13 protein-coding genes are annotated in these 12,818 nt (G+C 65.6%); 8 read left to right on the top strand and 5 right to left on the bottom strand.

Going from position 1 to position 12,818, the window contains the following annotated elements; translation table 11 throughout:
• The first annotated feature begins 20 nt into the window (after positions 1-20).
• The 3 genes from O5K31_RS07595 (at position 21) to O5K31_RS07585 (ending at position 3,608) form a co-directional block, all read left to right on the top strand.
• Positions 21-953, top strand: coding sequence for an iron-containing redox enzyme family protein (locus O5K31_RS07595; RefSeq protein ID WP_269716698.1), 933 nt, complete (start codon positions 21-23; stop codon positions 951-953).
• Positions 954-1,047: 94 nt separating this feature from the next.
• A complete protein-coding gene (locus tag O5K31_RS07590; protein WP_269716697.1) occupies positions 1,048-1,491 on the top strand; it encodes a MucR family transcriptional regulator in 444 nt (147 codons plus the stop codon).
• 269 nt (positions 1,492-1,760) lie between these two features.
• On the top strand, positions 1,761-3,608 hold the full coding sequence (locus O5K31_RS07585) for a phosphoenolpyruvate carboxykinase (GTP) (protein WP_269716696.1): 1,848 nt from the start codon (positions 1,761-1,763) through the stop codon (positions 3,606-3,608).
• Between the two features lie 19 nt (positions 3,609-3,627).
• Here the strand turns inward: O5K31_RS07585 and O5K31_RS07580 are convergent, their stop codons facing one another.
• From O5K31_RS07580 to O5K31_RS07565, 4 genes are read right to left on the bottom strand one after another with little or no spacing between them, the layout of a single operon-like run.
• The gene (locus O5K31_RS07580) at positions 3,628-4,011 is read right to left on the bottom strand and encodes a VOC family protein (protein ID WP_269716695.1); all 384 of its coding nucleotides are present in this window, start codon (positions 4,009-4,011) and stop codon (positions 3,628-3,630) included.
• A gap of 54 nt (positions 4,012-4,065) precedes the next feature.
• On the bottom strand, positions 4,066-6,372 hold the full coding sequence (locus O5K31_RS07575; protein WP_269716694.1) for an efflux RND transporter permease subunit: 2,307 nt from the start codon (positions 6,370-6,372) through the stop codon (positions 4,066-4,068).
• Between the two features lie 20 nt (positions 6,373-6,392).
• Positions 6,393-7,619, bottom strand: a complete 1,227-nt coding sequence (locus O5K31_RS07570) for a hypothetical protein (protein WP_269716693.1) — start codon at positions 7,617-7,619, stop codon at positions 6,393-6,395.
• Entirely contained in the window at positions 7,616-8,434 is an 819-nt protein-coding gene (locus O5K31_RS07565; protein WP_269716692.1) for an outer membrane lipoprotein-sorting protein, read from the bottom strand. Before O5K31_RS07565 ends, O5K31_RS07570 begins: the two co-directional genes overlap by 4 nt.
• 395 nt (positions 8,435-8,829) lie before the next feature.
• Between O5K31_RS07565 and O5K31_RS07560 the strand changes: the two genes are divergently transcribed.
• Positions 8,830-9,246: a MarR family winged helix-turn-helix transcriptional regulator gene (locus O5K31_RS07560; RefSeq protein WP_269716691.1), complete on the top strand. Its 417-nt coding sequence runs from the start codon at positions 8,830-8,832 to the stop codon at positions 9,244-9,246.
• 44 nt (positions 9,247-9,290) lie between these two features.
• Positions 9,291-9,755 carry a hypothetical protein gene (locus O5K31_RS07555; protein WP_269716690.1) on the top strand — a complete coding sequence of 155 codons (465 nt, stop codon included), beginning with the start codon at positions 9,291-9,293 and terminating at the stop codon, positions 9,753-9,755.
• A 34-nt stretch (positions 9,756-9,789) separates the two neighbouring features.
• On the opposite strand, the gene O5K31_RS07550 is transcribed toward O5K31_RS07555, so the two are convergent.
• Positions 9,790-10,356: an OmpA family protein gene (locus tag O5K31_RS07550; protein ID WP_269716689.1), complete on the bottom strand. Its 567-nt coding sequence runs from the start codon at positions 10,354-10,356 to the stop codon at positions 9,790-9,792.
• Positions 10,357-10,820: 464 nt separating this feature from the next.
• Here O5K31_RS07550 and O5K31_RS07545 point away from each other — a divergent pair, with 464 nt between their 5' ends.
• The 3 genes from O5K31_RS07545 to O5K31_RS07535 are packed head-to-tail and all read left to right on the top strand — an operon-like array spanning position 10,821 to position 12,796.
• Complete coding sequence (locus tag O5K31_RS07545; protein WP_269716688.1) at positions 10,821-11,453, top strand: PepSY-associated TM helix domain-containing protein; 633 nt, start codon at positions 10,821-10,823, stop codon at positions 11,451-11,453.
• 15 nt (positions 11,454-11,468) lie between these two features.
• Positions 11,469-11,984 carry a DUF2271 domain-containing protein gene (locus tag O5K31_RS07540; protein WP_269716687.1) on the top strand — a complete coding sequence of 172 codons (516 nt, stop codon included), beginning with the start codon at positions 11,469-11,471 and terminating at the stop codon, positions 11,982-11,984.
• A 14-nt stretch (positions 11,985-11,998) separates the two neighbouring features.
• Positions 11,999-12,796: a DUF4198 domain-containing protein gene (locus O5K31_RS07535; protein ID WP_269716686.1), complete on the top strand. Its 798-nt coding sequence runs from the start codon at positions 11,999-12,001 to the stop codon at positions 12,794-12,796.
• Positions 12,797-12,818 lie beyond the last annotated feature (22 nt).

Raw genomic sequence — 12,818 nt, 5'->3', positions numbered from 1 at the left:
CCACAATCAGGAGTTCGCACGTGTTTGGTGGCCAGCGACTTTCCCATATGGGCGGCTTCACGCCTGAGTTTCCCGACGCAGAGTCCCTGCATCGCGGACTCGCGCACTGGAACCATCGCCGTCTCGCGGTGGGCGTTCCTTCCGCCGATTGGCGCGACGAGATCGCCGAAGAGGCGCGCATGAAGCGGACCGAGGGCGAGTTCCTCGAGCAATTTCGCAGTCACGTTTCAGGCTTGGTCGAGGATATCCCGACCGATCCGGAAGGCTTCGTCGCCTGGTTCGAAACGCTCAAGGACGATGGTCCCGGTCAGTGGGACCCGCTGTTCGACTGGCTTGAAGGCGAAGCCGCCATCGAGGACCTGAAGTGGTTCCTGACGCAGGAAGCGGCTGGCGAGGCCGGGTTCGATGACCTCGTCGCCATGACCCAAGTGAAGCTGTCGGACCGCGCCAAGCTGGAGCTGGCCCGAAACTATTGGGACGAGATGGGGCGCGGGCGCGCCAGCGGCATGCATGGCCCGATGCTGACACGGACCACCGCCATGCTCGGTCTTCAACCGACCATCGATTCTACCCTCTGGCAGTCCCTGGCCCTCGCCAACACCATGACGGCGTTCGCCACCAATCGCCGCTACGTCTATCATTCGGTCGGCGCGCTGGGCGTGGTGGAGCTGACGGCGCCCACGCGCGTCGCCTGCGTGGATGCAGGTCTGAAGCGGCTGGGCGTCGCGCCGGAAGCACGCAAGTACTTCGCCCTTCATGCGCAGTTGGATGTCGAGCATTCCAAGGCCTGGAACGCCGAAGCCCTGGCGCCGCTGGTCGAGGAAAACCCGGCTTGCGCGCGTTTCATCGCCGAAGGCGCGGTGATGCGCCTGATCTGTGGGGAGCAGTGTTTTGACACCTATCGCGCTCACCTCTGGGCCCATGTTCACCCCGTGGTGTACGCGGCTGAATAACAATAGTTTGGGATAGCCAAACCGCCTTTGTCGGTTGTGCTTGGCTATATTGGAGATTCTAGCCACACTGTGCCTCCAACCAAGGAGATCGCGCGTGTCTGGAACTACCGACCAAGCTTCCGTCATTGAGCTGACGTCCTTGATCGTCGAGCATTACGTCTCGAACAATCGGACCGCCGCCAGTGACCTGCCCGATCTGATCAAGAGCGTGCATTCGGCCCTTACCAGCCTGGGTTCAGCGCCCGTCGAGCCGGTCGAAACGGTGGAAAAGGCGACTGCCGCCCAAATCCGGCGCTCGATCAATCACGAGTATCTGGTGAGCTTCGAGGACGGTAAGCAATACCGTTCGATGAAGCGTCACCTGACCACCCGCGGCATGACGCCCGACGACTATCGCGCCAAATGGGGCCTGCCGAACGACTATCCCATGGTCGCCCCTTCCTACGCGGCGGCGCGTTCGGAAATGGCCAAGCGCATGGGCCTGGGCCAAGGCGGACGTGGCAAGGCGGCCCCCAAGGGCCGGACGAAAAAGGCCTGATCAAGACGGCGGCGCCCCGGGCCAGGCTCGGGGCGGTAGCCTTCACTCTGGCATAACTCTGCGTCAGGCCGGGCGCTCCTCAAGATTCTCCCATTACGGGAAAATTCGCGCGGCAGTTGGCCGATCCGGAGCGATACCGCCCTCAAATCACAGACGTCGGACGGGATTTCTTCCTGCGACAGCGCTGTCATAGTTTTCGACTCCGCGCATGACGCTATGGTGACGTCATAGGCGAGCGTCAGTCTCGCCAACTAGACGCAGGAAGTTCAATGCAAGATCACGGGCTGGGGGCGAGTACGCCCCTGACGAAACACGCGCGCCTATTGGCGTGGGTGAAGGACGTCGCCGCGCTCACCAAGCCCAAGGCGATCCACTGGTGTGATGGCTCCGACGCAGAGTGGAAGATGCTCACCGACGAGTTGGTCGCCGGGGGCACGCTGAAGCGCCTCAATCCCGATCTACGCCCCAATTCCTTCTACGCCGCTTCCGATCCGCGCGACGTTGCTCGCGTCGAAAGCCGCACCTTCATCTGCTCGCAAGAGCAGGAGGACGCCGGTCCAACCAACAACTGGCGTGATCCGGCCGAGATGCGCGAGACGCTGAACGGCCTGTTCGACGGCTGCATGCGGGGCCGCACCATGTACGTGGTCCCCTTCTCCATGGGCCCGGTCGGCTCGCCGATCAGCGCGCTGGGCGTCGAGATCACCGACAGCGCCTATGTGGCCGTGTCGATGCGGGTGATGACCCGCATGGGCCAGGCCGCCCTGGACGCCATGGGCGACGACGGCTTCTTCGTGCCCGCGGTCCACACCCTGGGCGCGCCGCTGGCCGAGGGCCAGGCCGACGTGCCGTGGCCCTGCAACGACGACAAGTACATCGTCCATTTCCCGGAGAGCCGCGAGATCTGGTCTTACGGCTCCGGCTATGGCGGCAACGCCCTGCTGGGCAAGAAGTGCTACGCCCTGCGCATCGCTTCGGTCATGGCCCGCGACGAGGGGTGGCTGGCCGAGCACATGCTGATCCTCAAGCTGACCTCGCCGGCCAATCAGGTTCGCTACGTGGCGGCGGCTTTCCCCAGCGCCTGCGGCAAGACCAACATGGCCATGCTGCAGCCGACCCTGGCCGGCTGGAAGGCCGAGACCATCGGCGACGATATCTGCTGGATGCGTTTTGGCGAAGACGGACGCCTGCGGGCCATCAATCCGGAGGCCGGCTTCTTCGGGGTCGCGCCGGGCACCGGCGTCCACACCAACCGCAATGCGGTCGACACCCTGCACGCCAACTGCATCTACACCAACGTCGCCCTGACCGATGACGGCGATGTCTGGTGGGAAGGGCTGACCGCCTCCCCGCCCGAGGGGCTGACCGACTGGAAGGGCCGCCCCTGGTCGCCGGAATCCGGTGAGCCGGCCGCCCACCCCAACGCCCGCTTCGCCGTGCCGGCCGGCCAGTGCCCGGTCATCGCCGATGAGTGGGAAGACCCTGACGGCGTGCCGATCTCGGCCATTCTGTTCGGCGGTCGCCGCGCCTCGGCCGTGCCGCTGGTCACCGAAGCCTTCGACTGGGAGCACGGGGTATTCCTTGCCTCCAACGTCGCGTCCGAAGGCACGGCGGCGGCGGAGAACAGCATCGGCGAGCTGCGTCGCGATCCCTTCGCCATGCTGCCGTTTTGCGGCTACAACATGGGCGACTATTTCAGCCACTGGCTGAAGGTCGGGGCCGCCGCCGATCCGGCCAAGCTGCCGCGCATCTACTTCGTCAACTGGTTCCGCAAGGACGAGCGCGGCAAGTTCGTCTGGCCTGGCTATGGCGAGAACAGCCGCGTCCTGAAGTGGATCGTCGACCGCCTGGAGGGCCAGGCCGACGCGGTGGACACCGCCATCGGCCGCCTGCCGTCGCGCGACGGGCTAGACCTGTCGGGCCTTGAGCTGACCGACGCGCAGCTTGACCTGCTGCTGACCGTCGATCCCGCGATCTGGCGCGAAGAAGCGGCCCTGATCCCCGACGCTTACGCCAAGTTCGGCGATCGTCTGCCCGCCGCCCTCTGGGCGCAGCTAGACGCCCTGAACATGCGCCTCGAAAAGGCCAGCCAGCCCCGCGTGCTGGAAGAAGCCTGATCCTTGGCCGGGAGGCGGGCTAGGCGCTCGTCTCCCGGTACCAGGTCACCTCAAGCCGCAGCCCGTCTGGGTCAGGCATGAAGACGCTGAGGGCGTCTCCAAAGTCCTGAGTGGGCGGCACGTCGAGGCCCGCCGCCGTGTAAAGCCGAAGCACACGCTCGAACGCCTCCTGCGACTCCAGTCGAAACGAGAAGTGGTTGAGACCAGGGCCATAGCGCGCATAGGCCTGATCGGCCTTGGCCTGCTGCAGATCGACAGCGACGCCGCCCTCCCCCACCCAGACCCATTCTCGGGTCAGGTTCAGGCCTAGCGGGGGCAGAGCCCTCCCATAGAAGGCGACGCTGCGCCCGAGGTCTGACGCCAGAAGAACCAGATGATCAAAGCGCGCCGTTTCCGAGGTCATTCGCCAATCCATGGAAAGTTGGGCGGAAATCCGAAGACCTCCGCCCACAAGCCCTTAACTCTCAGCCTTGCTCAGCTTGAGCCCGAAGGTCGGACGCCATAGCCGCACCAGGAAAGGGAACACGAACAGCGCTCCGAACAGGCTGGAGATCATGGTCATCGGCACCAGGGCCGCGATCCAGTGATGCAGCAGGTAGCCCGGCGACAACATCAGCACCAGATACCCGACCGCCACGGCCGAGGCGACGCACAGCGCCGCGCCGCCAGCCGAGCGGTGGCCGTAGAGGACCGCCGTCTCGTAGTCGTCGCCGCGCTGAAGCGCCTCGCGGATGCGGAATGCGATGTAGATCAGGTAGTCCAGACCCACCCCCACCGCGATCGTGGCGACGGCCGCGGTGGCCACGTTCAGGCTGGTGCCGCTCCAACCCAGATAGGCGAAGTTGGTCAACACGGTCAGCATGCTCGGCAGGGCGAACATGGCCGCCATCTTCAGGCTGCGGAACGCCAGGGCGCCGATCAGGGTGACGATGACGATCAGCAGCAGCGCCTTCTCCAGGCTGACCTGCACGATGCCGTCGGCCAAGGCCTTGGCCGCGAGGGCCGAACCGCCGACCTCCACCCTCACGCCGCGAGCGACGGAGAACTCGTCCGCCTCCTTGATCAGCCGAGCGGCGACATTGGTTTCGTCGACGGACACGAAGGCGCGGACCCGCAAGTAACGGCCCGTCTCGTCGATGAGGCCGGCTTCCCGACCGCCGCCGAACAGGATCGTCCAGATCTGGTTGGCTTCATCCGCCGAACTGATGCGCGCATCGGGAGACGCGCAGTCGCGCAGGTCCGCGAAGCGGCACTTTAGGAAGCCGATCACCGACGAGGCCGAGAGGGTGCTGCGCACCGCCGGGTCCTTGGCGAGATAGCCCTGGAGTTCGCTGGCCATCTCCAACGACTGGGGTTCGAACGCCTTGCCCGCCGAGCCGGTGTCGATGACGACGTCCAGCACATAGGGGCCGACGCCGGCGTCGCGCAGGCGGGTGACGGTCTTCTGAACCGGCAGATCCGCGTCGGTATAGACCGAGATGCTGTGCGAAGGCTTCACAGTCGCTACGCCAAAGACCAGGGCGACGACGAGCAAGGCCAGACCGGCGAAGATCACCCCTTTGGGACCGCGCAGGGCGAACTTGCCGACCGCCGCCAGACCCCGGCTCCACATGCCGCTAAGTTCGCCAAAGCCACGCCGGACGCGAGGTGGCGGCAGGACGGCGCGGATCGCCGGAACGAAGGTCAGCTCAAGAAACAGGGCCGCGATGATGCCGACTCCGGCCAGGACGCCGAAGCGCGCCAGGGCGGCCACGTCGAGCAGCAGCAGGGCGAACAGACAGGCGGCCGCGCCGCTGACAGCCAGGGTCAGGACCGGGCCGATGGCGGTGATGGTGGTGACCAGAGCCTCGTCATTGACGGCCTTGGTGGCGCGTTCGCCCTCCGGCACGCGCTGGGCCACCTCCTCCATGTATCGCTTGAGCAACTGAACCGAGTGACCGGCGCCGACGGCGAGAACGAGGATAGGCGCGAGGACGGCGTAGGTGTCGAGGGGATAGCCCACCCAGCCATAGACGCCGATGGCGATCATGGTGGCGGTCAGGCCCGTGAAGATCGGGATCACCACCGCCTGGACTGAGCGCAGGGCCTCCCAATGCAACAGCAGGATCAGCAGCATGATGCCCGGAAAGAACAGGGCGATGCGCTTGGAGAACATGTCGTTCTGCGCCAGGAACGCCGGCTGCCCGGAATAGGCGATGGACACGCCCGCGCCGGCGATCTTGCCGATCTGGCTGTCGATCTGGGCCAGGATATCGCCGTACTCGCCGCTGGGCGCTTCAAGGTCGGCATAGAGTGTCAGATCCCCATTGGGGGCGCGCACAAGCGGCGCCTGCGGACCAAGGCCGTCGAGCACCTCGCGGGTAAGCCCCTGCCCCGTGGCGCAGAGTTCACCCAGGCCGACGACCTGCAGCTCCCCGTCGCGATTTATGGCGTATTTCAAGGTGTTGGAGCCGACGCCATAGACGCGGCCCGGCGCCACGCCCGGGATCTGCTCCAGAGCGGCGCCCATGCGGCAGGCGGCCTGCATGCGGGCCTGATCGCTACCGCCGGCCACCAGCAGGGCCAGGGTGCTGCGGCTGCCGAAGCGGTCCTGGATCGAGTGAATCTGGGTGGTTAGCGGGCTGCGGTTGGGCAGTGTCGCGTCATAGTCGCTGACAAAACGGGTCCGGCTTATTCCGGCGAAGGCGAGCGTCGCGACCAGGGCCGCGGCGAGCATGAACTTCCATGGGTGGGCGACGATCGCCCGACCGAGCAGAGCAAACATGTGAGCGTCCTATCTGCGGGTCAAAAGCCGACCCGCACTCCCAAACTGATGACGTTGTTGTTCTTGAGTCCGCCAAAGAGGGTGGCGGCGTTCCCTTCGAAGCGTTCGGCCAGGGCCGTCAGGCGGACCCCGTCGCGGATGGCGTAGCTGGCCCGCATCTGTGCGAAGCGACCGCCGCCCTCATAGGCGGCGGCGGAGGCCTCGACGCTGGCGCGATCGGCGGCGAAGGCCTTGCGCACCCGCACGGTCCCGCCAGTTAAGGTGTCGCGCCAGGCGATCTGGACCGTGCCGTTGCGCAGGGCGACCGGCGCCAGGGCTGGCGGCGTTTCGGGCAGCGACTTCGACATTCGCACGACGCCCTGCACGTTGACGTTCAGCTGGCCGGGGAAGTCGCGATCCGCGCCGAGCACGACGGCTATGGCGGGGCGACGTCGGGCGACGCCCGTCAGGTCATCGTCGTCGTAGTCGTAGATCGCCGCCTCGCCGCGCACGCCGTAGGGGCCGAGGGTGGTGGCGAAGTCCCCGCCGAACATGCGCAGGGTGGGGTGACGCAGACTGGTCACCGGGCGCCCGCCCTGCATCGCCACCGAAACCCATGGCGTACGGTCGGCGACCTGGGCGTAGCTGACCGACCAGTCGAAAGCGGCTCCGAAGCGTTCATAGCGGACGGCGAATTGCTGCTCGGGGCTGTCGGGATGGACATCTTCGACACCTGGGACGGCCACCGTGGGCAGCTCGGTGGCGCGAAATTCCGGCAACCAATGGAGGCTGAGCTCACCCCCGGCGACGTCGACCAGAGCCCGGACCGTGGCTATGCCGCGACGGTTGTCATTCTCGTCGTCCACGAGACGGCGATGATCCCGGGGGCCGACGACATCGGTGGGGTTGATCCGGTCGGTGCGCCCCCAGGCATAGACATCCCTGCCCGCCTCCAGTCGAAGACCCCCGAGCTTGGCGGCGACGAGGGCCTGACGAACCTCGATGCCGGCATCATTGTCGCCGGCGGGGTCGGTGCTGACCCAACCCTCCGTGCGAACCTCCAGGACGGAGTTCAGCGCGGTGGTCGAGCGCATCCAGATTTCCGCCCGGGCGAACAGGCCCTCATCGGGTTGGTTGAGCCGCGTGCCGGACCACAGGCCGGCGCGGGTCGAGAACTCCACCTCCGCCCGCGCCGGAGAAGACGCGAGGGCGAGGGTCCCGAACGCCAGTGCGGCGATCAGGATTTCGGGCCGCTGAGCGCCGCTCACGAGGTCAGAGCCCCCGGGGCCACTTCCGACGCCGCGACGGGCGCGTTGATCTTGAAGTCGCGAAAGTTCAGGACCGAAACGGTCTTTGCCCGCTCGTTGCGCATGGTGATGCGCATGGCCTGGGACTTGCCTTCCTTGGCGTCGAGGAGGCGGACGTCGCTGGCGTCCATGGTCTTCAGCAGCCCGCCGGACAGGTCGTAGAAGGTCGCCTTGGCGGCTACGGCGTCGGAGTCGCGAACCCAGGTCAGGCGACGCGAATAGCCGGTCTCCGCTGCGAGACCCTGACGGTTGGGCAAGCTCTCGACGACTGTGCAGGGCGCGCCGGCTACCGTCTCGCGTCGAAGCGTCACGTGACGCCAGTCGGCCACGTCATGACCGACGATGTCACCCAGGGAGAAGTCCGAGCCGAGCCAAGGGTCGCGCCGATTCGACGACACCAGCCGCCGGATGCGGCGCAGGGACGGCAGATAGACCCAAAGGTCGTCGCTCGCCGCCGGACGTTCGACCGTCAGGGTGCCGACGCCGCGCATGTCCGAGGGCGCGTTGATCTTCATCAGCCGCGCCATGGCCGCGCCATTTTCCAGAAGCCGGGAGGCCCCGGTTAGTTCGCGCAGTCGGGGCGCGCCCTGGCCGGTCAACTGCAGCTGAGCCTGGAACTTGGCGCTGTTGAACCGCCCGGCCTTGTAGGAGGCGGTCATCAACGCCTCGGCGGACGGAGTCGCGGCATGAGCGATCACCGGAGCCTGCAAGGCTGCGAAGAGGCCGAGGCCCATGGCGCGTCTATCGACGAGCAAAGGCGCGATTGTGCTGGTCATGTGAACTCCCTGAGTTGAAGGCGCAGGGAGGCCGTAACGGGCCCGGCTAAGAGCGCGCTTCAGACCAGACCAGTCAGCCTTTCTTTGTGCCTGATATTTCGTGCGCCCTGCGCCGTTGGTTACAGAGGCGCGTGCGCAATATTTGGAGGGGGCGCCCGTTCCGTAGCGTCAGGCGCCCGAGCGGTTGGAGAATCGGCAAGCGGATCAGCAGTGCGGCCAAGGTCGGCCAGCGAACGTCCACCCTCACAACCGCGGTTGCGAGCTCCTGCTTGCTTCGTGAAAGCGACTATCGACTGCGCCAATGCTCAAATGCTTCATATAAGAATTCACATATGAATTCACATATGACGCGATTTGGGGATGCGTCAACCGCCTAACCGTGGCATGTGTCGTACATGGCGAATTCTCATGTTTATCACCTGCTTCAGGTGGTGGCGCAGCAGTTGCGCAAGCAGGCTGACGAAGCCGGAATGGCGGCGGCCGGAGTCAGCGCTGCTCAGGGCGCCGCGCTCTTCGCCATCGAGCGTTCGCCAGGCTTGTCCCAACGCGAGGTGGCCAAGGCGCTGAAGCAGCAGGAGTCGGCGGTCACCACCATGGTCTCCCGCCTGCTCGCCGCCGAACTGATCACCCGCACGCCGCGCAGCAACGATCCCCGCACCCTGTCACTCGATCTCACCGACAAGGGTCGTGAGGCGCTGGTTCGTCTTCGCGCCGAGCTGGACGAGATCAATCGCGGGATCGCCGATGCGCTGTCCCCGGACGAACTGGAAGTTCTGGCCCCGGCCCTGGAGCGGCTGGCCGCAACGCGTTGAAGACCGCCGGCTGATCCAACCGCCAGCGCGCGCGTTGAGCGGTGATGGCCCGGCTCAAGACTTTCATCACCTCCGACGGTCTCACCGACTTCGTGGTCGCCACCACGTCTCGGCCAAAAGCCCTGGCCGCCTGGGGCGTCCACCAGGACCTGTTCAAACAAGGCGCAGCGCGCGAGACGGACGACGCGGCGCTCAAGAAGGCGGCGGAGAAAACACCGGAGGTCGTGCTTGAGCGTCCGGCTGGCGGGCGCAAGGGTCCGATCCAGGTTCCAAAGGAGGCGCCGCCGCCAAAGCCTTCCAAGGCGAAGGAGGCGGCACGCCTCGAACTGACAGCGTTGAAGGCCAAGCAGGAGGCGCTAGTCGCCGAGGAAGCCGAAGCGCAGGCTGCCTTAGCGAAACGCCGGGCGGCTCTCGACAAGGAAGCCGAGGAACTCACCAAGCAATTCGAGGCGCGTAAGGATGAGCTAGGGCGACAGTTGGCGGAGGCCCGGCTCAAGGCGCGATCTTAAACGGGAGCCGCCGGATGACGGCTCCCGTGTTGTTCTAGGCCAGCACGACCACCACGACGCGGCGGTTCTGCGCGCGGCCGTTGCGGTCGTCATTCGGCGCGACGGGAGCCTCTTCGCCATAGGAGATGGAGGCCATACGGTTGAGTGCGACGCCCTGCTTGTTCAGGAACTTGCGAACCGCTTCAGCGCGGGCTTCACCCAGCTTCTCGTTATACATCGGGTCGCCGCTGGCGTCGGTGTGACCCTGGATTTCCAGGTACACGTTCTTATTGTCCGCCTTCAGCTTCTCGGCGAACTCCAGAAGACGAGATTCCGCTTCAGGCGACAGCGCGGCCTTGTCCAGGGGGAACTTCACGCTGTCGTCCGACAGGACCATGGAATACATGAACTTGCCTTCGGCCAGCTTGCCGGCGGCGGTGGCCCGCTGCAGCGCTTCGCGCGAGGTGCGGTCGAGTTCGGCGATCTGACCGTCATGGGCGGTGACCCGAGTTTCGACCTGGCCGACTTGCGTATTGACGTACTTCTTGGTGGCGCAACCACTGACGGCGACGGCGCCGGCAAGCATCGCTACGGCGATCATGCCTTTCGATTTGAACTGCATCGAATTCTTCTCCCAGTTTTCGAGCGCGGGAGCGTGGCGACGCCTTGCGACAGGCCGAGCTTCCCAACCGCCCGATCCCGTCAGTCCAAAACGGCGCTTTAGTGGCCACTTGTTGGCGATAGCGGCGCCATTACAGCAAATGTTGTGCAAATTTGCAGTCAAGCTTGACGGGATTTTCGCGCGAACGCGGGAGTAACTTTCGCGTTCCAAAATTGATCTCAGAAAAATCAGCGGCAGCGATCAAGCAGGCTTCGAAAAGCTCGATCTTCATTGTCGCTAGCGTCCGCTACCCTAGTAGCACTTCCAGCGACCGCCGGTCGAGCGCGCAGAGATCACAAGCCCCTGAGCTTCTAAAACGTCGCAGACGCGCCAATCGCTTGCAGCGCAAGGTTCGGCTTGTTATTGCAAATCGTTCTCATTAGGCCGCGCTTCGCTCGGCCGCTCCGGACCTTGCATTTTTCGCGATGAGCCAAGCCAAAACCACCAGCCAGAGCCGCTCCTTCTGGCTCAAACAGCTGCACCAGTGGCACTGGATCAGCTCGGCTATCTGCCTGGTGGGCATGATCCTATTCGCCGCCACTGGCATCACGCTGAACCACGCGGCCCTGATTGAGGCCAAACCCAAGGTCATTTCCAAGGAAGCGGTTCTGCCCGCCGACATGATCACCGCCCTGGGCGTGAATGCACCGGCCGAGAAAGGCCCGCTGCAGGAACCCGTCGCAAAGTGGATCGGCAAGACCATGAAGATCGACGTGACCGGCCGCGAGGGCGAATGGTCCGAGGATGAGGTCTATGTCGCTCTCACCCGCCCCGGTGGCGACGCCTGGCTGAGCGTGGACCGCGTCACCGGCGACATCGCCTATGAGAAGACCACGCGCGGCGCGATCAGCTACCTGAACGACCTGCATAAGGGTCGCAACACCGGAACCGCCTGGATGTGGTTCCTCGACGTCTTCGCCGTCGCCTGTCTGGTCTTCTGCATCACCGGTCTATGCCTGCTGCAGATGCATGCCGGGGCGCGGCCCAGCACCTGGCCGATGGTCGGGCTCGGGATCGTGATCCCGCTCGTCCTCGTCATCCTTTTCATTCATTCCTGACGGAGCCTCGCCTCTATGCGCAAAGCCCTGCCCGCCCTCGCCCTTGGCAGCCTCGCCGCCACTCCGGCCCTGGCCGCTGACCTGAACGTGACGGTGGAGATCCCGCGCCTGACCGTGGCCGAGTATCACCGTCCTTACGCGGCCATCTGGCTTGAGCGGCCCGACCAGACCGCTGTCGGCACCTTCGCCGTCTGGTACGACACCAAGCTAAGGAACAACGAAGGCGAGAAGTGGCTGAAGGACATTCGCCAGTGGTGGCGTCGCGCCGGTCGCGAGATGTCCTTTCCCGTCGATGGCGTCACCAGCCCGACCCGCGCGCCCGGCCGTCACACGGTCAGCTTCAACAGCGCCAAGGGCCCGCTGAAGGGCCTGCCCGCCGGGGAATACATGCTGGTGGTGGAAGCCGCCCGTGAAGTCGGCGGCCGTGAGCTGATCAAGGTCCCGGTCCAGTGGCCGCCCAAGGCCGCCAAGACCACCAGCGCCAAGGGCTCGACAGAGCTCGGCGCCGTCACCGTCGTCGCCAAACCCTGAACGGAGCCAGACCCATGAAGAACACCCTGCGCCTGGCGCTCACCGCCGCGATCATCGCCGCCGCGCCGATGGCGGCCCACGCCCACCGTCAGTGGATGCTGCCCTCGGCCACCGTGCTGTCTGGCAACGACCCGTGGCTGACGGTGGACGCCGCCGTGTCCAATGATCTGTTCTACTTTGAACACCAACCCATGCGCCTGGACGGCGTGAAAGCGATCGCGCCTGACGGCACGGAAGCCAAGATCGAGAACGCCTCGACCGGCCGTTACCGCTCGACCTTCGACGTGCATCTGACCCAGAGCGGCACCTACAAGGTGATGAGCGGCGGCGACATGCTGAGCGGATCTTACAAGGTCGGCGCAGAGACGAAGCGCTGGCGCGGAACGCCCCCGGAGATCCCGGCCGGCGCGACCGAGGTTCGGACCAGCCAGAACCAGCGACGCCTGGAGGTCTTCGTGACCAAGGGCGCACCGACCACGACCGTCCTGACGCCGACCGGCAAGGGCCTGGAGATGGTCCCCGTCACCCACCCCAACGACCTGTTCGCCGGCGAGGAAGCGACCTTCAAGCTGCAACTCGACGGCAAGCCGGCCGGCGATGTCGAGGTCGAGGTCGTTCCCGGCGGCATCCGCTATCGCGACAGCCTGAACGAGATGAAACTGAAGACGGCCGCCGACGGCTCCTTCAAGGTCAAGTGGCCCGAGCCCGGCATGTACTGGCTGGAGGCTTCGGTGCGTGACGACAAGGCCACCGTGCCGAACGCCCAGCGTTCCGCCAGCTACATCACCGTCCTCGAAGTCCTGAAGCCATAAGCGGATCCGGCGGCGGTCCGCC

Origin of the sequence: Caulobacter sp. NIBR2454, assembly GCF_027474405.1 — a bacterium.
Lineage (GTDB): Bacteria > Pseudomonadota > Alphaproteobacteria > Caulobacterales > Caulobacteraceae > Caulobacter.
This window is presented reverse-complemented; position numbering and strand designations above follow the sequence as displayed.